Origin of the sequence: Capnocytophaga canis (assembly GCF_043187445.1) — a bacterium.
GTDB lineage: Bacteria > Bacteroidota > Bacteroidia > Flavobacteriales > Flavobacteriaceae > Capnocytophaga > Capnocytophaga canis.
Genome location: NZ_CP171121.1, coordinates 522,946 through 539,770, shown reverse-complemented (window position 1 = coordinate 539,770; position 16,825 = coordinate 522,946). Strand labels below are relative to the sequence as shown.

The window sequence follows — 16,825 nt, the reverse complement described above, 5'->3', positions numbered from 1 at the left end:
GTGTTATTTACGTTTGAAAAACTCTTTGTAATTACTTAGTTCTCCGTTTGTATAGTCTTGTAAAACCAAAATACTATCCGAATTAGAAAATTCATATCGAAATTCATATACCGAAGCAGAAACTTTAAAGCCAGAGCCAGGGTTTAACACGTAGAGTCTATCTCCTTTTGTATAATAATATTCCACCCTTTTATTTTTTTCTCCTGTCTCTCGGTATATATAACTCAACTCTCCATTCTCAGCGTATTCACGATAGACTGTAGTCATTACCTCTTCTAAGGTGTTTATATCTACAACATTCCATTTCCCAAAGAAACGACTGTCTCGTTGTTGAGCTTTAAAATAATCAGCCGTCATGTTTTCATCTTCCGAACAAGCGAATACACCTAACAATGCGAATATAAAACAAAACTTTTTCATAAAAGTGTTATTTACGTTTCAGAAATCGTTTATAATTACTTAGTTCTCCGTTTGTGTATTCTTGTAAAACCAAAATGTTATCCGAATCAGAAAATTCATATCGAAATTCATATACCGAAGCGGAAACTTTAAAACCAGAGCCAGGGTTTAATACATAGAGTCTATCTCCTTTTGTATAATAATATTCCACACTTTTATCTTTTTCTTCAGTGTCTCTATGTATGAGAAAAAGTTCCCCAATCTTTGTATATTCACTATAAAACGTAACAGTGACAATTTCCTCAAATGTTTTAGAATTTATTACTGCCCATTTCCCAAAGAAACGGCTGTCTCGCTGTTGGGCTTTAAAATGTTCAGGGGTCATATCTTTATCTTCCGAACAAGCGAATACACCCAATAATGCGAATAAAAAATAAAACTTTTTCATAAAAGTATTATTTACGTTTCAAAAACTCTTTGTAATTACTTAGTTCTCCGTTTGTATAGTCTTGTAAAACCAAAATACTATCCGAATTAGAAAATTCATATCGAAATTCATATACTGAAGCGGAAACTTTAAAACCAGAGCCAGGGTTTAACACATAGAGTCTATCTCCTTTTGTATAATAATATTCTATTCTTTTATTTTTTTCTCCTGTCTCTCGATATATATGAATCAACTCTCCATTCTCCGAATATTCAGGATAGACAGTGGTCATTACTTCTTCTAAGGTGTTTATATCTACGTCATTCCATTTTCCAAAGAAACGGCTATCCCGTTGTTGGGCTTTAAAATAATCAGCCGTCATATGTTCATCTTCCGAACAAGCGAATACACCTAACAATGCGAGTATAAAATAAAACTTTTTCATGAAAGTGTTATTTACGTTTGAAAAATTCTTTGTAACTACTTAGTTCTCCGTTTGTATAGTCTTGTAAAACCAAAATGTTATCCGAATCAGAAAACTCATATCTATATTCATTTACCGAAGCAGAAACTTTAAAACCAGAACCAGGATTTAATACATAGAATCTATCTCCTTTTGTATAATAATATTCCACCCTTTTATTTTTTTCTCCTGTGTCTCGATATATGAGAAAATGTTCGCCAGTTTCTGTGTATTCACTATAAAACGTAACAGTAACAACTTCCTCAAATGTTTTAGAATTTATTACTGCCCATTTCCCAAAGAAACGACTGTCTCGTTGTTGGGCTTTAAAATAATCAGCCGTCATGTTTTCATCTTCCGAACAAGCGAATACACCCAATAATGCGAATAAAAAATAAAACTTTTTCATAAAAGTATTATTTACGTTTCAAAAACTCTTTGTAATTACTTAGTTCTCCGTTTGTATATCGTTGTAAAATCAAAATATTATCCGAATCAGAAAACTCATATCGAAATTCATATACTGAAGCGGAAACTTTAAAACCAGAGCCAGGGTTTAACACATAGAGTCTATCTCCTTTTGTATAATAATATTCTATTCTTTTATTTTTTTCTCCTGTCTCTCGATATATATGAATCAACTCTCCATTCTCCGAATATTCAGGATAGACAGTGGTCATTACTTCTTCTAAGGTGTTTATATCTACGTCATTCCATTTTCCAAAGAAACGGCTATCCCGTTGTTGGGCTTTAAAATAATCAGCCGTCATATGTTCATCTTCCGAACAAGCGAATACACCTAACAATGCGAGTATAAAATAAAACTTTTTCATGAAAGTGTTATTTACGTTTGAAAGATTCTTTGTAACTACTTAGTTCTCCGTTTGTACATCCCTGTAAAACCAAAATGTTATCCGAATTAGAAAATTCATATCGAAATTCTTTTACCGAAGCCGAAACTTTAAAACCAGAGCCAGGGTTTAATACATAGAGTCTATCTCCTTTTGTGTAATAATATTCTTTTCGAGAATAATATGGTTCTCCCGTAAGGTAGAAATATTGTAATTCACCATCCTCAATATAGTTATGTGTAAAGTCGGAAAGTTCTTCTAATGTATTAGAATCAACAAATATCCATTTCCCAAAGAAACGGCTATCCCGTTGTTGAGCTTTAAAATAATCAGCCGTCATATGTTCATCTTCCGAACAAGCGAATACGCCTAACAATGCGAATAAAAAATAAAACTTTTTCATAAAAGTATTATTTACGTTTCAGAAATCGTTTATAATTACTTAGTTCTCCGTTTGTGTATTCTTGTAAAACCAAAATGTTATCCGAATCAGAAAATTCATATCGAAATTCATATACCGAAGCGGAAACTTTAAAACCAGAGCCAGGGTTTAATACATAGAGTCTATCTCCTTTTGTATAATAATATTCCACACTTTTATCTTTTTCTTCAGTGTCTCTATGTATGAGAAAAAGTTCCCCAATCTTTGTATATTCACTATAAAACGTAACAGTGACAATTTCCTCAAATGTTTTAGAATTTATTACTGCCCATTTCCCAAAGAAACGGCTGTCTCGCTGTTGGGCTTTAAAATGTTCAGGGGTCATATCTTTATCTTCCGAACAAGCGAATACACCCAATAATGCGAATAAAAAATAAAGTTTTTTCATCGTACCTCTCGTATTAAATAAGTGTTGCTATCCGTAAAAAGACCACTGGGGCTTACCAAAGGGCTATACCAACTGGATACATTCACGTCGTATGCTTTTTTGGAACACCACCAAACCAAGGTTGTACAAGTAAAACGTCTTGGAGCAGCCCATTTGGCAGTTGCAAACTCATACCACTTTACGTACTCTTTTCCTAAATGATGTCTTGCTTCATCGGCTAAAGCATCTGTGTTTGTCATTCGAGTTACTTCTCGGTACAATCCACTTCTAAAACCACGCCATCTCCAAACCCAACAGGTTTTTATTGAACAAGAAGTTTTTAGCAAAATAGCTGATAATGTCAAAGCTATTGCCTTTAATTGAATTTTGGTAGTAAATCGAATCATGTTGTTTTTATTAAAATTATCCGTAAGCAAAGGTATACGGTTTATTCCAATAAAACTATTCTAATTTAGAATAATTCCATTAAAATTTAAAATAATTATAAAAATAACTTTTTATTTCATTATTTTTTTCGTATCTTCGTACAAACCTAAAAAATGACACTATGAATTACTTAACTAAAATCAAAAAAATCCGATTGGAGAAAAAAATATCCCAAGAAGATATTGCTTTTCAATTAGGTATTTCCCAATCAGCCTATGCTAAAATTGAGACAGGAAAACAAAAACTTTCAGCTGAACAACTTATTAAAATTTCTAAAATTCTTTCCATTGACTTAAAAGAGCTTAGTGATTCGTCTTCTTAACCCATATTTACGCATTAGGTTAGGGCAACGTATGAAATATTATCTTTAGAGTTACTATCCTTCAAACCACATAGGAACATAGATTTTACGCTGTGTCTCTATGTGGTTTTAGATTTAATTTACAGTGACTCTATTTCTGTTTTTTTACAAGTTTTTAGAGTTGAAAACTATTCAAATATATGCATTAATGATTGATAATAAGTAAATTTTGTCATGCTTTGTGTTAGTTTAATATTTTAAAAACTGACAAAAAGTCATTTTTTATCCAATGGTATATAACTTGACAATAATTGAGTGAATCTAAAAAATGTAAACGATGAATTTTAACAACTATACCATTAAATCGCAGGAGGCTATTCAAAGAGCCCAGCAAATTGCTCAAGGTTATGGGCATCAAGATTTGCAAATTGAACATATTTTCAAAGGAATTGAAGAGGTAGATAATAATGTACTTCCGTTTCTCTTGAAAAAACTGAATGTAAACGTAAGTATGCTGAATCAAAACGTTCAAAAAGCATTGGATTCTTACGCTAAAGTCAGTGGAGGTAGTATGTCGCTATCGCGTGAAAGTGCCGAAATGTTGAACAAAGCGAGTAATATCGCCAAGGAAATGAACGACGAGTACGTTTCTGTGGAGCATTTGTTATTAGCAATTTTAAAAACAAAAAATAAATTATCACAAGCTATTAAAGATCAAGGTATTACGGAAAAAGAATTAGAGAAGGCTATTCTCGAACTCCGCAAAGGAGAACGTGTGACTTCAGCTTCTGCCGAAGAAACCTACAATTCGCTGAATAAATATGCTAAAAACCTAAATCAATTAGCCGATAGTGGAAAACTCGATCCTGTGATTGGTCGAGATGAGGAGATACGCCGTGTGCTACAAATCCTTTCGCGAAGAACCAAAAATAACCCTATGTTAGTCGGTGAGCCTGGAGTTGGGAAAACAGCTATCGCCGAAGGTTTGGCTCATCGTATAGTACAAGGTGATGTTCCTGAAAACCTGAAAGATAAGATTATTTTTTCTTTAGATATGGGAGCCTTGATTGCAGGAGCTAAATACAAAGGAGAATTTGAAGAAAGGCTCAAATCGGTTGTGAAAGAAGTAACAACTTCCGATGGCAATATCATCTTGTTTATTGACGAAATCCATACTTTAGTAGGTGCTGGAGGAGGCGAGGGAGCTATGGATGCTGCCAATATTTTGAAACCTGCCTTGGCACGAGGCGAACTCAGAGCCATCGGAGCTACGACTTTGGATGAATATCAAAAATATTTTGAGAAAGATAAAGCCTTAGAGCGTCGTTTCCAGAAAGTTATGGTAGAAGAACCTGATACGGAAAGTGCTATTTCTATCCTCCGAGGGATTAAAGAAAAGTATGAAACCCACCATAAAGTACGTATCAAAGACGAGGCTATAATCGCAGCGGTAGAACTCTCAGAACGATATATCACCAACCGTTTTCTGCCAGATAAAGCGATTGACCTAATGGACGAGGCAGCTTCAAAATTGCGTATGGAAATCAATTCTAAACCTGAAGAGTTAGATGTCTTGGATAGAAAAATTATGCAATTAGAAATTGAAATTGAAGCAATTAAGCGTGAAAATGACATCGAAAAACTTCAATCTCTCAATGAAGATTTAGCAAATTTTAAAGAAGAACGCAACCATATTTTTGCACAATGGCAAAGCGAAAAAACCTTAGTAGATGAGGTTCAAAAGGCAAAAACCAACATTGAAAATTACAAATTGGAAGCCGAAAAAGCCGAACGTGAGGGCAATTACGGAAAAGTAGCTGAGCTTCGTTATGGCAAGATAAAAGAAGAGCAGGACAAACTCGAAAATTTACAAAAAGAGTTGGATAACCAAAAGGATAAAGCACTTGTTAAAGAAGAAGTTACACGTGAAGACATTGCCGAAGTTATCGCTAAATGGACGGGCATTCCTGTAACCAAAATGATGCAAGGAGAACGTGAAAAATTACTCCATTTGGAAGAAGAACTTCACAAACGTGTGGTTGGTCAGGAAGAGGCTATCGAAGTGGTTTCTGATGCCATTCGCCGAAGTCGTGCAGGTTTACAAGATGTTAAAAAACCGATTGGATCATTCCTTTTCTTAGGGACAACAGGAATCGGAAAAACCGAACTAGCAAAAGCTCTTGCTGAATATTTGTTCGATGATGAAAATGCTATGACCCGAATTGATATGAGCGAATACCAAGAGCGTCACTCTGTTAGCCGATTGATAGGAGCTCCTCCAGGATATGTGGGATATGACGAAGGAGGTCAACTCACTGAAGCTGTACGACGAAGACCTTATTCGGTAGTGCTGTTGGACGAAATTGAAAAAGCACATCCTGATACCTTCAACATTCTATTGCAAGTACTGGATGAGGGACGATTGACCGACAACAAAGGACGTACTGCCGATTTCAAAAATACCATCATCATCATGACTTCCAATATTGGTAGTCATCTGATTCAGGAAAGTTTTGAAAATCATAGCAAGGATATTGAAAAGGCTACTGAATTGGCTAAAAATGCTGTTTTACAGTTGCTTAAACAAAGCGTACGTCCCGAGTTTATTAATCGTATTGATGATATCGTAATGTTCACACCTCTTTCAAAGGCAAATATTAAAGAAATTGTGCAATTGCAATTCCGAAATATCATCAGGCTCGTTGCACGTGAAAATATCGTGCTAGATGCTACCCCTGAAGCAATTGATTACTTAGCTGAAAAGGGTTATGACCCTGAGTTTGGAGCAAGACCCGTAAAACGCGTATTACAAAAAGAACTGCTCAACAAACTTTCAAAAGAAATTTTACAGGGAAATATTACCACCAACAGCGTGATACTTGTAGATTCTTTCAATAGTCAATTGGTTTTTAGGAATATAAAATAAACCAGTGAGGTTATCCGAAAAGTCAGTATTTGTAAAATTTTGTCATTCCAACAAAAGGGAAAATCTTTAAAAGAAGCACAACTTATAAGGATTTATCCCATCTCAGAATGATATTACTCTGACTTTTCGGATGCCTCTATTTTCATTTATTCGATAAAAGTTATACCTTTGCTACATCGAAAAAATAATTAAATGAAAATCAGTATTCGGCAAGATTTGTATTGGTCTTTTTCCTATTTTTTAATTATTATAGGATTCGGGACTTTCATGCGATTAACACATGCAGTGCCTGATTTATTTAGTTATAATTATCGATATGTTCTACATACACACTCGCATATCGCCATTTTGGGATGGATTTACACAACCCTTACAGCCCTACTTAGCTACTCATTTATTCCCCTTGAAAAAGCTAAGCAACATCGTCGTATTTTTTATCTGACACAAATCTCTCTATTGGGGATGCTTTTCAGTTTCCCTTTCCAAGGATACGGAGCTATTTCGATTTCATTTAGTGTCTTGTTCCTTCTATTTTCATATTACTACAGTTATTTTTTCCTTAAAAATTCAAATACACAAGAGCATAAGCAGTTGATTTCATACCGGTTTGTACGAATGGGTATTTTCTATTTAATTCTTTCAAGCGTAGGTATTTGGATGATTCCTGTAGCGATTGCAACCACTGGAAAAGATTCAAACCTGTATCAAGCATCCATTTTCTTTTTCTTAGATTTTCAATATAATGGCTGGGTTTTGACAACCCTAATGGGACTTTTTCTTAAAAAAAATCATGCTGATAGAATTACATCTCCTTGGATTAATAAATTTTTCTATGGCTTTCAAATAGGTGTTTTTGGAGCAATAGCTGTTTCATACATAAGTATTTTTGATAGTATTTTCTTACATCTTATTGCTACAATTAGTTCCCTAGTTTGGATGCTTTCGATAGGAGCTGTCATCTATTTCTACATACAGAAATATCCCTTTAAAAATGTTTTAAGCAACGGGTTTCTCTTTTTGTTTATTACTAAGGTTTGTATGATGTTTTTCGCTTCTATTCCTTATTTCAAAGAGATTATTTTTTACAATAATGACTTTATAATGAGTTATTTGCACTTTAATTTCTTAGGAGTTGTCAATTTTGGGTTGTTATATCTTTTGAAAGAAAATAATCTTTTGAATTTGAGTAGAATATCAATACTTGTATACATTGCAGGATTTCTCACTACTGAGTTTTTAATTGCTTACAAAGGTATTTGTCTTTGGTTAGGTTGGGCTTTTTTTGAAAATTACTTTCTTTTACTGAGTTTGGCAAGTGGTATTTTCTTAATTTGTGTAAGCGAATGGTTGTTCAGGATAAACCGAAATTAGCTTCTAAATATTGTTATAACTAACTCTTTGTGAAAATATTAACTTTTTTTTAAGTATAACTTTTTTTTTCATGTAAATAAAAGGTCTTAATTTTGCCTAAATTAAACACACCAAGCACATGAAAAAAATATTTTTTTTACTACTGATGCTGAGTACTTTTAGTATAAGAGCTCAGCAGTCTTTTTCGGGGTTCAGAGTCAGCCCGTACGGAGGTATTTATTCAATTATCAATAACCCAGCTGAAGCTGTTGGTGGAATGCACAAAAAAGGAGTTAATCTTTTATCATTTGATGGAATTTTTTCCAATAATAAGGTGCCTTTATCACTCAGCGGTTTGTCTGATAGTTTTGAAAAATTTACAAAAACGGGAGAAGGTTCCGTGTTTTCTCACAATGACCTTGATGCGGATTTCAATCTAGACATACTTGGTCCTTCCGCTTTCTTTAATATAGGGAATAAAAATGCGATTGCTATTACTTCACGAGTTCGTGCCATTGCCGATGCAAGAGGAGTAGATGCTAAAATCTTGGAATCTTATTTTTCTGACACAAATTTAATGGATTTAGCAGCTTATCCTTCTATTAAAATTGATAATCAGCATATTTTGGTAAATGCTTTCTCCGAAGTGGGAGTTTCATGGGGAAGTATTGTTTTTAGTAATGAAAAACATACAATCAAAGTTGGAGTTACCTTGAAAGCTATCCAAGGAATTATTAGTTCGCGTGCTGGTTTTGATGGTTTTTCTGGAGCTATTAAATTGGAGCAAAAAAAGGATGATGTTATTCTAAACATCTCTGGTACAGGTGATTTTAGTATCAATAACGGAGGTATTAATATTTGGGGAGAAGATTCAGACTCTAAGTTTAGACTGCAATCAAGTGCTTCAACTTTTGTTTTTGATGCTGGATTTGCATACGAATACCGAAAAGAACCTTGTCCAGATTGTGAAAAGACTCCTTACGACTTTAAGTTTGGATTAGCTTTCACCGATGCAGGAAGATTGAATTATACAACCACTGAAAATTCAAAAAAATACTCAATTAATTCGTCAGTAACATCCGTAGCATTGAACTTAGACAATTTGCAACGTGATCTGGATAGAAGCAATTTGGTTAGCCAAACCTCATTAAAGGGGAAAACCTTTACTTCATCTCTTCCTGTAGCTTTGCGAATTTATGCGGATGCTCGTATTTTGCGAAAATTTTTCGTTGATTTTTCAGGGCAATTTGCTTCATCTGACAAGAAAGATAAAATCTACAACGCTGCCTACGCTAATAGCTTTGTACTAACACCTCGATACGAATCAAGATGGATAGGATTTTATTTACCCATAGCTAATACACAACAAGTAGGAACAACAATAGGTACAGGACTTCGTGTAGGGCCATTAGTAGTTGGTTCAAGTAGCATTATAAGTAATTTATTTTCAAACAATACCAAGGGAATCAATGTTTTTGCAGGTATAACTTACCAGTGGCATTAATTTTTTTGAGTTCAGTACTTAATTGATATATTTTTTAATGGTTCAACACTGATTTTTCAGTATTTTGGCCACTTTTCATCGGCATTGAAGATTTGGCGTTAGGAAAATCAACGAATAAAACAAAGTAAGCGAAAACTTGGAGCTTAGTATGTGGAAAATTTTCCATTGTTCGAAGCGACCGCAGAAAGCAGGTTTGGAAAAATTTGTCGGAAGCCGACTGCTTATTTTTTAATGCCCGTGCGGATCGCACTTTTGGTTCTTCTTCATCTAAGGAAAAGAACAGTGTGTGAAAATAAATAATGAACTCAAAAAAATAATTTTTAAGAATGAAAAATATAGGCTGTCCGATTTTTTATGGACAGCCTTCTTTTATAGACAATGTGGTAAAAATGGAGCTTAAAAACCTTGTAAATTATTGTTTTTTATAGACTTATAAGAGTTATAGTGAAGCCTTTTTAATGATAACTCTTACTTTGTCTCCAAGAAGAAATTAACCTTGCATAGAGGGCTTCGTTTTGGGGCTAAAAGAACTTTATAAAGTGGTACTTATATTTTAAAAATCTAGAAGTATAAGTTTTTTTAGCCATAAGGGTTCATCCGATAGTTTTAATAATAAGAAGCTGTCGGAAAAGTCTCCAACAGCTTCCTTACTATTTCCTATTATCTAAACCCTACCGCCTATTTGGACAGAATACATCTTCCTTCTTCTGCACAATTCACAGAATTGGTCATGTTTGAGGTCGTCTATGAAAATAGGTTTATGTGTGGTAAAAGTTTCACCCTTCAAAAATAATCATCCAAGAGATGCCGAATTTATCTTTAAAATCTCCGAAATAGCCAAAAAATTGCTCTTCCATAGGCATTTCTATTTCGCCTCCTTCGGAAAGTACGTGGAAAAGGCGGTCGGCTTCGGCTTTGCTATCTACGGCTATGCTCACATAGTTGTGATTGCCCGTAGTAAGTTTCTGCCCAAGCGATTCGAAAATGTCCGACCCCATTAGTTTATCGTTTTCGCCTATCGGAAGTTCGATGTACATCAAGCGGTTTTTCTCATTTTCAGCTACTTCCATCGGAGTTTCATCAGAGCGAACCACCATTGTAAAATCGCCTCCGAAAGCCTTTTTGTAAAAATTGAACGCCTCTTCGCAATTCCCGTTAAAATTCAAATACGGATTGATTCTTGTTGCCATTTTTATTGTTTTTAAATTATTCTGAGCAAAGATAGTCAGAACAAATCAAAAAAATATTGCTATAAGACATTTTTTAAGGATTACAAACTGCGAATAATCATTTTAAGATTTGAAAAAATATTATAAAAGCAAAACAAATATCTTTGGACATTACGAACTCTGTTCTATTTTTTTATTCGGATTGGGTCTATAGCCTTCTATCAGTTGATTATTTTCAAAGATAAAGGGTGCGGCTGTAGGTTGGTTCCATTCCACATCGTAACGGTTCATGAGGTAATCATTAAGTTCCGTTCGATTGTTGAATTTCAGTGCTTGATAAGGCTCTTGAAAAGATAGTTTTTCAATGAAAATAAGTTTTCCATTTTCAGTAGGTACCAAAACCCCGATATGTCCGATAAACAAATGATTGTCTTCGGTATCGAAAAATGAATGGAAAAATACAGAAATTAAAGAAGCCTTGGTTTTATCTTGATTGTGAAGAAAAGTAATGCCTCTATCTTTCCAATATTTCTGAACAATTTCCACATGTTTGGTTACTTCTTTACCTTCTACGGTTGGGATTTGAGCATAAAAAATTGTAAATTTCTCTCGTTGTTTTGTTGAAAATATTTCTTTATGACAATTATCAAGAGCATGTTCGTCTAAAAACAGATTTTTCTTGTTGTTGATTGCTTTTTTTGTATCAACGGTAAAAAAATCGGCAAACATATCAAACGAAGTGATACGACAATTGTAGCCAGGGAATACTGGATTTTTGGATTCCCATTGCATCTGTATACCTGCTTCGTCATATTCTGGTGCTAATTCATTGGAAATGACGAATCCTTTATCTACCATTCCTACATCAGTAACCGTTTGGTTAAAGGTATTTACATTTTCAAAAAAAGTATCTACTGCCAAAGGTGTAATTCCAGCCTTTAACATTGCCTCTTTTACTTCTTCTTGGCTGGCTTTATCTACCAAATTAGAATATTCTATACTAGAAAGAAAAGGCTGTGGGGTATTTTTAGATATAGTTTGTGGAGTTTCTGTCTTGGGGGTGGTAGTTTTATTACAACTGCATAGAGTTGCTACTACCGATAATGCAATAATCAATGTATTTTTTTTCATCATGTTCTAAATTTTATTGGTACAAAGATATGGAATAGCGTTTCTAATAAGCATATATTTAAACGAAATGATTGGAATTTTTTCCAATCATTTTAGAAATTTAAAAAAGCCCTTCCACTGACCAATATCTTTCTCCTGTATCGTAATTAATTGTTAAAATAGTTGAGTTTTCTGGAAGTTCATTTAATTTTTGAGAAATAGCAGCAAGAGATGCACCTGTGGAAATTCCGGCTAAAATACCTTCTTCTTGAGCTAATTTTTGTGTAAAAGCAAAGGCATTTTCTTTACTCACCTGAATGGTTCCGTCTAAAATTTCAGTATTGAGAACTTTGGGTACAAAACCCGCACCAATGCCTTGTATAGGGTGTGCTCCTGGATTTCCGCCACTGAGAACTGGGGAAAGTTCTGGCTCTACAGCAAAAGATTTTAACTGAGAAAATTTCTGTTTTATAATCTCCGAAATTCCTGTAATATGTCCACCTGTCCCTACGCCTGTGATGAGGTAATCAATTCCCTCTGGAAAATCATTAAGAATTTCTTGAGCAGTTGTATTACGATGAATTTCAGGGTTTGAGATGTTTTCAAACTGCTGTGGTATCCAAGTGTTCTCGTTTTGCTGTGCCAACTCCTGAGCTTTTTCAATGGCACCTTTCATACCTAATTCTCTTGGAGTTAATACAATATTAGCACCATAGGCAGACATTAATTTTCGGCGTTCTATACTCATACTTTCAGGCATTACCAATGTTAAATGATAACCTTTTACGGCTGAAACCATGGCTAATCCTACTCCTGTATTTCCCGAAGTGGGTTCTATGATTTGAGTATTTTTATTGATTTTTCCTTCCTTTTCAGCGGTTTCTATCATTGCTAAAGCAATTCTATCTTTGATGCTTCCCCCTGGATTGCTTCGTTCTAATTTTATCCAAACATTATGTTTAGGAAAAATTTTACTCAATCTGACTACCGGCGTTTTCCCAATAGTTTCTAATACATTATTGAATTTCATATTCTGTATGATTTTAAATATTAAGAATGTTTTTTGTTATATTTTTTCCTTTTTACAGGAAAATTTATCGGTGTATCCATATCATTTAATAGGTTTATATGGAAAAATTAATCGGTTCGGGTGAATTTTCTTGGCTTCTGATGATGGTTTTGTCTTTATAATATACTAAACTATAAGGGAATATACTTTCTGTAATCCAAACATTTCCTCCGATGGTAGCCCCCTTACCAATGATGGTTTTTCCGCCCAAAATAGTAGCTCCTGCATAGATGGTTACTTCATCTTCTATGGTAGGATGCCTTTTGGTATTGGCAATGCTTTTAGATACAGCCAACGCCCCTAATGTTACATTCTGATAGATTTTTACACGATTTCCTATTTGAGTGGTCTCTCCTATTACAATTCCTGTGCCGTGATCAATAAAGAAATATTCTCCAATATTTGCCCCTGGATGAATATCTATTCCCGTTTTGCTATGGGCAAGCTCTGTCCAAATTCTTGGGATGAGTGGGACTTTCTGAAGGTACAGCTGATGTGCAAATCTATAAATTGCGATAGCATAAAACCCTGGGTATGAAACTTTAATTTCCTCTATATGCGTGGCAGCAGGATCACTTTCCAAGAAAAATTGAGCGTCTTTTTCTAATGTTTCATAAATGCTAGGAATCTCATTAAAAAAAGTTTCGCATATCTGTGCGGTATTTTCTTGTTTTACATCGTTTATTATTTCTTTAAACTGATTTTTAAAACTGACAAATCGGCTTTCAATCTCCGTTTGAGAATCACATCTTTGAGGCTCTAAGAAAAATATAAACCGAAAAAAAGAATCTATAAATTGTTCTATTTTCTGTTTGTTTAAATCATATTTTCTATCACAATAACCTGTTTTTAAGTATTCTAAAAAATTGTTTTTCATAATATCAGATGTGAAATAAAAATGTTTTTTTAACGAAAGGAGTATTTTCCAAGATTTTTTCAAATAGATTTTAACTTAAAAAACGCCCCAATTAAAGGGCGTTTCGTTTCTGCTGTTTATTTATTTTAATCCCACTGATTATTCGTGGATAGAGCGTATTTTCCACCGCCCGTGAAAGCTAATGCCAAGGCTCCGAAGAGGAACAATCCTGCAAGTTCCGCGACCCAACCACCGTGCTGTGTGAGGGAAAAAAGATTGTCGTACCCTAAGAACAGCATCATCAAACCTGTGGCTGCCAATACCAATGCCGAGATACGCGTACGGAAACCAATTACGATGAGGAGCGGTGCAATAATTTCTCCTACAAAAACACCATAGCTGATAAACGTTGGTAATCCTTTGGCTTCCAAGAGCGACTGAATGTATCCCAACGCTCCTGAATTCAGTAATTTATGGATTCCGTGTGGAATCATTAATAATCCTACGGAAAGACGAAGAATTAAAAGTCCTAAATCTTTGTTTTGAAATATGTTCATTGTATTTTAATTTTTTTATGGCAATTGCATTGGTACTTCCATCAATAGAATTTGTGAATCTTCAAGAGCCTCTAAATCAAATTCTGAAGTATCGTAAATTCCGTAACCATCTCTTTGGTCTAATACTTGGTCGCCTATTTTTGCTTTCCCTTTGATAACGAATACATACACCCCATTACCTTCTTTATTTAGCTTGTATGTTTTTGAGTTTCCTGCGGTAAAGTTCGCCATATTGAACCACGCATCTTGGTGAATCCATACGCCTGCATCATCAGGGTTAGGGGATAGGATTTGTTGGAAATCGTTGATTTTCTTATCTTTTTCGATGTTGATTTGATCGTAACGAGGTTTAACTCCTTTTTGACGAGGAAGAACCCAAATTTGCAAGAATTTCACGGTTTCACCTTGGTTGCCGTTCATTTCGCTGTGCATAATTCCTGTTCCGGCACTCATCACTTGGATTTCTCCTTTGCGGATAATCCCTTCGTTGCCCATACTATCACCGTGTTTCAGGTCGCCCTCCAAAGGAATACTGATGATTTCCATATCGCGGTGGGGGTGTGTTCCGAAGCCCATTCCACCTTTTACGGTATCGTCATTCAATACACGAAGAACACCGAAGTTCATTCTCCGTGGTTTGCGTGTCCTCTGCTGTCTGCTTTATGATAAACTGCTTTCATTTGATTGTTATTTTTATTGTTTGAATTTGTTTTTTGTCCGAAACTGCAACTGCTCAAAAGTGCTGCACTTAAAAATAATAAAATTTTTCGCATCGATTTAATTTTTTAATACTTTGTTATTGATGATGCAAAGATACTACGGACATCCACCGCTAAACATTGATATAAATCAAGAAAGAATATCTTCTGAAATAACTTATCCCCTCAGCACTCTAATATATTGAAATATAAATAATTACTTATTCGCTCTAAAAGAACAAAATCTGTATAAACAAGGCAAATGTAGAAGTTTTATTGATTATATGCAAGAGTTTGTTTTATTAAAAACAATTATTGTAACTTTGTATGTTCATAAAACTCTTTAGAGAAAAATCATCATAAATGAAATTTATTGATTTGTTTGCAGGTTTAGGAGGTTTTCATTTGGCATTGTCTAAATTGGGGCATCAATGCGTTTTTGCCAGTGAGCTTGACCCTGATTTAAGAAAGCTATATACTGAAAATCACGGCAATGAAATTCAAGGAGATATCAATGAAGTAAATATAAACAACATTCCAAAACACGATATTTTATGTGCAGGTTTTCCTTGTCAGCCTTTTTCACAAGCAGGTTCACAGCAAGGGTTTAATGACGAACAAGGAAGAGGAAATTTGTTTTATAGAATTATGGACATATTGGAGGCTCACAAACCTGAATTTCTGATTCTCGAAAATGTACCGAATCTAAAATCGCACGATGGGGGAAATACTTATAAAGTAATTCAAGAGTCCTTAGAAAAACATTACGAAATTGCTGATGCAATTATTTCACCACATCATTTTGGTATTCCACAACATCGTTCTAGGATTTATATTGTAGGTCGATTAAAGAAAAAAGGAGGATTAAAAGACTTTAAATTTCCTGACCATTCCGAGCGTCCAGAGTGTAGTATTAAAGATATAATAGTAGAAGACGATACTGATTATATGACTTTAAAATCTGTTACACGCAATCATTTAGAAGTATGGCAAGAGTTTTTGGATTTGATAAAAGAAAACAATGCTAAATTACCTACTTTCCCGATTTGGGCTATGGAATTTGGGGCTGATTATAAATTTGAAGGTATAGCACCATATTATCAACGAGGTTATGAACTAAAAGATAGAAAAGGTAAATTTGGAGAAATAATAGACGGTCATTCAAAAGATGACTATTTACAATGTTTACCAATTTATGCTCAAACGAGTAAATTACAAAAAAACAGACACTTTCCAGAATGGAAAAAACAATTTATTCGTTTAAATAGAGCATATTACGAAGAAAACAAGTCTTGGATAGACACTTGGCTACACAAAATCAAAGATTTTGAAAACAGTCATCAAAAGTTTGAATGGAATTGTGGGTATGAAGAAAATCCAAATCTATTTGATAAAATTATTCAATTCAGACCTTCGGGAATTCGTGTTAAAAAGCCAACTTTTTCCCCTGCATTGGTATTGACTACGACACAAATTCCAATTTTCCCTTGGGTTGAAACTCCAAATGGAGAAAAAGGAAGATATATGACAAGGCAGGAAGCTGCAAAATTGCAATGTATGGAAGATTTGAAAAAATACCCTGATACAATTGCAAAAGCATTTAGAGCATTTGGAAATGCTGTAAATGTGGAAGTTGTAAAAAAAATAGCTGAAAATCTAATAAAATAAAGTGAATTATGAAACTACCAAAAATAAAAATCAGAGACGGCAGAGAATTTCATTTAGTGAATGACTTTCATTCAAAACTTGATGCTCAAAAAGAATTACAAAAATTAAGAAATGAAAATGCTCTTTTTGGCAAGAGAAAAACATTTGTGTTTTCATCTGAAAATTCAAAAATAGTGTATAAACACGGTGTTTATGAGCAAGTTTTTTATGCAAATTAATGT

At 34.2% G+C, this 16,825-nt stretch carries 19 protein-coding genes and 1 pseudogene; 6 read left to right on the top strand and 14 right to left on the bottom strand.

All coding sequences use genetic code 11. The features are described from left to right. Positions 1-3 precede the first annotated feature (3 nt). The 8 genes from ACF3OB_RS02475 to ACF3OB_RS02440 are packed head-to-tail and all read right to left on the bottom strand — an operon-like array spanning position 4 to position 3,356. Entirely contained in the window at positions 4-420 is a 417-nt protein-coding gene (locus tag ACF3OB_RS02475) for a hypothetical protein (protein WP_392448210.1), read from the bottom strand. Between the two features lie 7 nt (positions 421-427). Beyond that, positions 428-847 (bottom strand): hypothetical protein, encoded by a 420-nt coding sequence (locus ACF3OB_RS02470; RefSeq protein WP_392448208.1) that lies wholly within the window; start codon positions 845-847, stop codon positions 428-430. 7 nt (positions 848-854) lie between these two features. Continuing rightward, positions 855-1,271, bottom strand: coding sequence for a hypothetical protein (locus ACF3OB_RS02465; RefSeq protein WP_392448206.1), 417 nt, complete (start codon positions 1,269-1,271; stop codon positions 855-857). Between the two features lie 7 nt (positions 1,272-1,278). Next, positions 1,279-1,698, bottom strand: a complete 420-nt coding sequence (locus ACF3OB_RS02460; protein ID WP_392448204.1) for a hypothetical protein — start codon at positions 1,696-1,698, stop codon at positions 1,279-1,281. A 7-nt stretch (positions 1,699-1,705) separates the two neighbouring features. After that, entirely contained in the window at positions 1,706-2,122 is a 417-nt protein-coding gene (locus ACF3OB_RS02455) for a hypothetical protein (protein WP_172919296.1), read from the bottom strand. A gap of 7 nt (positions 2,123-2,129) precedes the next feature. Continuing rightward, positions 2,130-2,543, bottom strand: a complete 414-nt coding sequence (locus ACF3OB_RS02450; protein ID WP_392448202.1) for a hypothetical protein — start codon at positions 2,541-2,543, stop codon at positions 2,130-2,132. A gap of 7 nt (positions 2,544-2,550) precedes the next feature. Further along, positions 2,551-2,970 (bottom strand): hypothetical protein, encoded by a 420-nt coding sequence (locus ACF3OB_RS02445; protein WP_095894242.1) that lies wholly within the window; start codon positions 2,968-2,970, stop codon positions 2,551-2,553. Next, on the bottom strand, positions 2,967-3,356 hold the full coding sequence (locus ACF3OB_RS02440) for a hypothetical protein (RefSeq protein ID WP_119652814.1): 390 nt from the start codon (positions 3,354-3,356) through the stop codon (positions 2,967-2,969). The genes ACF3OB_RS02445 and ACF3OB_RS02440 overlap by 4 nt, the downstream gene beginning before the upstream one ends. 161 nt (positions 3,357-3,517) lie before the next feature. On the opposite strand from ACF3OB_RS02440, the gene ACF3OB_RS02435 reads away from it, so the two are divergent. The 4 genes from ACF3OB_RS02435 to ACF3OB_RS02420 all read left to right on the top strand — a co-directional run bounded on the left by ACF3OB_RS02435 (position 3,518) and on the right by ACF3OB_RS02420 (position 9,477). Next, a complete protein-coding gene (locus ACF3OB_RS02435) occupies positions 3,518-3,718 on the top strand; it encodes a helix-turn-helix domain-containing protein (RefSeq protein ID WP_042005567.1) in 201 nt (66 codons plus the stop codon). Between the two features lie 316 nt (positions 3,719-4,034). Beyond that, a complete protein-coding gene (gene clpB / locus ACF3OB_RS02430) occupies positions 4,035-6,623 on the top strand; it encodes an ATP-dependent chaperone ClpB (protein WP_392448200.1) in 2,589 nt (862 codons plus the stop codon). Between the two features lie 192 nt (positions 6,624-6,815). Continuing rightward, positions 6,816-7,994 carry a hypothetical protein gene (locus ACF3OB_RS02425; protein ID WP_392448197.1) on the top strand — a complete coding sequence of 393 codons (1,179 nt, stop codon included), beginning with the start codon at positions 6,816-6,818 and terminating at the stop codon, positions 7,992-7,994. Positions 7,995-8,112: 118 nt separating this feature from the next. Then, positions 8,113-9,477 carry a hypothetical protein gene (locus ACF3OB_RS02420; protein WP_392448195.1) on the top strand — a complete coding sequence of 455 codons (1,365 nt, stop codon included), beginning with the start codon at positions 8,113-8,115 and terminating at the stop codon, positions 9,475-9,477. Positions 9,478-10,253: 776 nt separating this feature from the next. Here the strand turns inward: ACF3OB_RS02420 and ACF3OB_RS02415 are convergent. The 6 genes and pseudogenes from ACF3OB_RS02415 to ACF3OB_RS02390 form a co-directional block, all read right to left on the bottom strand. Beyond that, complete coding sequence (locus ACF3OB_RS02415; protein ID WP_042009236.1) at positions 10,254-10,667, bottom strand: VOC family protein; 414 nt, start codon at positions 10,665-10,667, stop codon at positions 10,254-10,256. A gap of 150 nt (positions 10,668-10,817) precedes the next feature. Further along, positions 10,818-11,777: a DUF4300 family protein gene (locus tag ACF3OB_RS02410; RefSeq protein WP_392448193.1), complete on the bottom strand. Its 960-nt coding sequence runs from the start codon at positions 11,775-11,777 to the stop codon at positions 10,818-10,820. A 100-nt stretch (positions 11,778-11,877) separates the two neighbouring features. Then, a complete protein-coding gene (cysK, locus tag ACF3OB_RS02405; protein ID WP_392448191.1) occupies positions 11,878-12,786 on the bottom strand; it encodes a cysteine synthase A in 909 nt (302 codons plus the stop codon). A 94-nt stretch (positions 12,787-12,880) separates the two neighbouring features. Further along, the gene (gene epsC / locus ACF3OB_RS02400) at positions 12,881-13,702 is read right to left on the bottom strand and encodes a serine O-acetyltransferase EpsC (RefSeq protein ID WP_002687357.1); all 822 of its coding nucleotides are present in this window, start codon (positions 13,700-13,702) and stop codon (positions 12,881-12,883) included. A 125-nt stretch (positions 13,703-13,827) separates the two neighbouring features. Then, the gene (locus ACF3OB_RS02395) at positions 13,828-14,238 is read right to left on the bottom strand and encodes a DoxX family protein (protein ID WP_392448190.1); all 411 of its coding nucleotides are present in this window, start codon (positions 14,236-14,238) and stop codon (positions 13,828-13,830) included. A gap of 15 nt (positions 14,239-14,253) precedes the next feature. Beyond that, positions 14,254-14,918: pseudogene (locus ACF3OB_RS02390) on the bottom strand (pirin family protein). Positions 14,919-15,299: 381 nt separating this feature from the next. Between ACF3OB_RS02390 and ACF3OB_RS02385 the strand changes: the two are divergent. Both ACF3OB_RS02385 and ACF3OB_RS02380 read left to right on the top strand, forming a co-directional pair. Next, a complete protein-coding gene (locus ACF3OB_RS02385) occupies positions 15,300-16,604 on the top strand; it encodes a DNA cytosine methyltransferase (RefSeq protein WP_042347264.1) in 1,305 nt (434 codons plus the stop codon). An 8-nt stretch (positions 16,605-16,612) separates the two neighbouring features. Then, complete coding sequence (locus tag ACF3OB_RS02380) at positions 16,613-16,822, top strand: hypothetical protein (RefSeq protein ID WP_042347267.1); 210 nt, start codon at positions 16,613-16,615, stop codon at positions 16,820-16,822. The last annotated feature ends 3 nt before the right edge of the window (positions 16,823-16,825 follow it).

What these genes read in the sequence shown, in the direction of transcription:
- ACF3OB_RS02460 (WP_392448204.1), bottom strand. Translation starts at nt 1,698, where the DNA reads ATGAAAAAGTTTTATTTTTTATTCGCATTATTGGGTGTATTCGCTTGT.
- ACF3OB_RS02395 (WP_392448190.1), bottom strand. Translation starts at nt 14,238, where the DNA reads ATGAACATATTTCAAAACAAAGATTTAGGACTTTTAATTCTTCGTCTT.
- ACF3OB_RS02470 (WP_392448208.1), bottom strand. Translation starts at nt 847, where the DNA reads ATGAAAAAGTTTTATTTTTTATTCGCATTATTGGGTGTATTCGCTTGT.
- ACF3OB_RS02425 (WP_392448197.1), top strand. Translation starts at nt 6,816, where the DNA reads ATGAAAATCAGTATTCGGCAAGATTTGTATTGGTCTTTTTCCTATTTT.
- ACF3OB_RS02420 (WP_392448195.1), top strand. Translation starts at nt 8,113, where the DNA reads ATGAAAAAAATATTTTTTTTACTACTGATGCTGAGTACTTTTAGTATA.
- ACF3OB_RS02415 (WP_042009236.1), bottom strand. Translation starts at nt 10,667, where the DNA reads ATGGCAACAAGAATCAATCCGTATTTGAATTTTAACGGGAATTGCGAA.
- ACF3OB_RS02385 (WP_042347264.1), top strand. Translation starts at nt 15,300, where the DNA reads ATGAAATTTATTGATTTGTTTGCAGGTTTAGGAGGTTTTCATTTGGCA.
- ACF3OB_RS02440 (WP_119652814.1), bottom strand. Translation starts at nt 3,356, where the DNA reads ATGATTCGATTTACTACCAAAATTCAATTAAAGGCAATAGCTTTGACA.
- ACF3OB_RS02380 (WP_042347267.1), top strand. Translation starts at nt 16,613, where the DNA reads ATGAAACTACCAAAAATAAAAATCAGAGACGGCAGAGAATTTCATTTA.
- epsC (WP_002687357.1), bottom strand. Translation starts at nt 13,702, where the DNA reads ATGAAAAACAATTTTTTAGAATACTTAAAAACAGGTTATTGTGATAGA.
- ACF3OB_RS02450 (WP_392448202.1), bottom strand. Translation starts at nt 2,543, where the DNA reads ATGAAAAAGTTTTATTTTTTATTCGCATTGTTAGGCGTATTCGCTTGT.
- ACF3OB_RS02410 (WP_392448193.1), bottom strand. Translation starts at nt 11,777, where the DNA reads ATGAAAAAAAATACATTGATTATTGCATTATCGGTAGTAGCAACTCTA.
- cysK (WP_392448191.1), bottom strand. Translation starts at nt 12,786, where the DNA reads ATGAAATTCAATAATGTATTAGAAACTATTGGGAAAACGCCGGTAGTC.
- ACF3OB_RS02445 (WP_095894242.1), bottom strand. Translation starts at nt 2,970, where the DNA reads ATGAAAAAACTTTATTTTTTATTCGCATTATTGGGTGTATTCGCTTGT.
- ACF3OB_RS02465 (WP_392448206.1), bottom strand. Translation starts at nt 1,271, where the DNA reads ATGAAAAAGTTTTATTTTATACTCGCATTGTTAGGTGTATTCGCTTGT.
- ACF3OB_RS02455 (WP_172919296.1), bottom strand. Translation starts at nt 2,122, where the DNA reads ATGAAAAAGTTTTATTTTATACTCGCATTGTTAGGTGTATTCGCTTGT.
- ACF3OB_RS02475 (WP_392448210.1), bottom strand. Translation starts at nt 420, where the DNA reads ATGAAAAAGTTTTGTTTTATATTCGCATTGTTAGGTGTATTCGCTTGT.
- clpB (WP_392448200.1), top strand. Translation starts at nt 4,035, where the DNA reads ATGAATTTTAACAACTATACCATTAAATCGCAGGAGGCTATTCAAAGA.
- ACF3OB_RS02435 (WP_042005567.1), top strand. Translation starts at nt 3,518, where the DNA reads ATGAATTACTTAACTAAAATCAAAAAAATCCGATTGGAGAAAAAAATA.